The organism is Leadbetterella sp. DM7 (assembly GCF_040829825.2).
Classification (GTDB): domain Bacteria; phylum Bacteroidota; class Bacteroidia; order Cytophagales; family Spirosomataceae; genus Leadbetterella.
Genome location: NZ_JBFOLH020000044.1, coordinates 1 through 989, shown reverse-complemented (window position 1 = coordinate 989; position 989 = coordinate 1). Strand labels below are relative to the sequence as shown.

Annotated in this window: 1 tRNA gene and 2 rRNA genes; all 3 read right to left on the bottom strand. The window is 48.2% G+C overall.

Features of this window, described 5'->3' with window-relative positions:
• Positions 1-509: ribosomal RNA gene (locus tag AB2U10_RS19140) — 23S ribosomal RNA — on the bottom strand; the annotation flags it as partial.
• Positions 510-604: 95 nt separating this feature from the next.
• Positions 605-678 (bottom strand) — tRNA-Ile (locus AB2U10_RS19135).
• A 193-nt stretch (positions 679-871) separates the two neighbouring features.
• Positions 872-989: ribosomal RNA gene (locus AB2U10_RS19130) — 16S ribosomal RNA — on the bottom strand; the annotation flags it as partial.

Here is a 989-nt window from a genome sequence, read left to right as displayed (position 1 = left end):
TTTTCACCTTTCCTTCACAGTACTAGTTCACTATCGGTGTCTCAGGAGTATTTAGCCTTGGCGGATGGTGCCGCCGGTTTCAAAGGGGATTTCACCGGTCCCCCCCTACTCAGGATCCTGCTCTCTCGTTACTTCTTTACGCTTACGTGTCTCTCACACTCTCCGGATGACCTTCCCAGATCATTCAGCTTAAAATAACTCGATTCCAGCAGTCCTACAACCCCGGGTATGCCGTAACATATCCGGTTTGGGCTTCTCCGCGTTCGCTCGCCACTACTTGCGGAATCACTTTTGTTTTCTCCTCCTATGGGTAATTAGATGTTTCAGTTCCCCACGTTCGCTTCTTATGGCCTTTGCCATAGATTTTCTGGCTTCACCAGAAAGGGTTGCCCCATTCGGAAATCCGCGGATCAATAGATGTGTGCTCTTCCCCGCAGCTTATCGCAGCTTATCACGTCCTTCTTCGCCTCTGAGACCCTAGGCATCCCCCGTACGCCCTTCTCTTGCTCTTTCTTCTTTCTCTTTACTTCTCAGTCTTTCCAATTATGTCAATGTACGTTCTGCAACAGGCTTGCCTGCTACTTTGTCGATCTTGCGGTGTCTGTGGGCCTGCCTGGACTCGAACCAGGGACCTTTACATTATCAGTGTAACGCTCTAACCACCTGAGCTACAAGCCCCTTTTCTCCCGAGCCTTCCGGCTCACTACACCTTTTCGATCTTTCAATAACCTTAACTTGTTGGTGGAGATAAAAACTTCCGCACTCTTTTTATTCAAATAAGAATTTTTTCCGTGTATCTCTACACTTCTTCGTATCTCAAACCTCTCCGATTATTTTGTTTCTCCCCGATCTAAATCAGGGATATCTCTATAAAGGAGGTGTTCCAGCCACACCTTCCGGTACGGCTACCTTGTTACGACTTAGCCCCAGTCACTGGTTCTACCCTAACGAAGTCTTCTACCTTCCGCTTCAGGTCTACCCAACTCCCA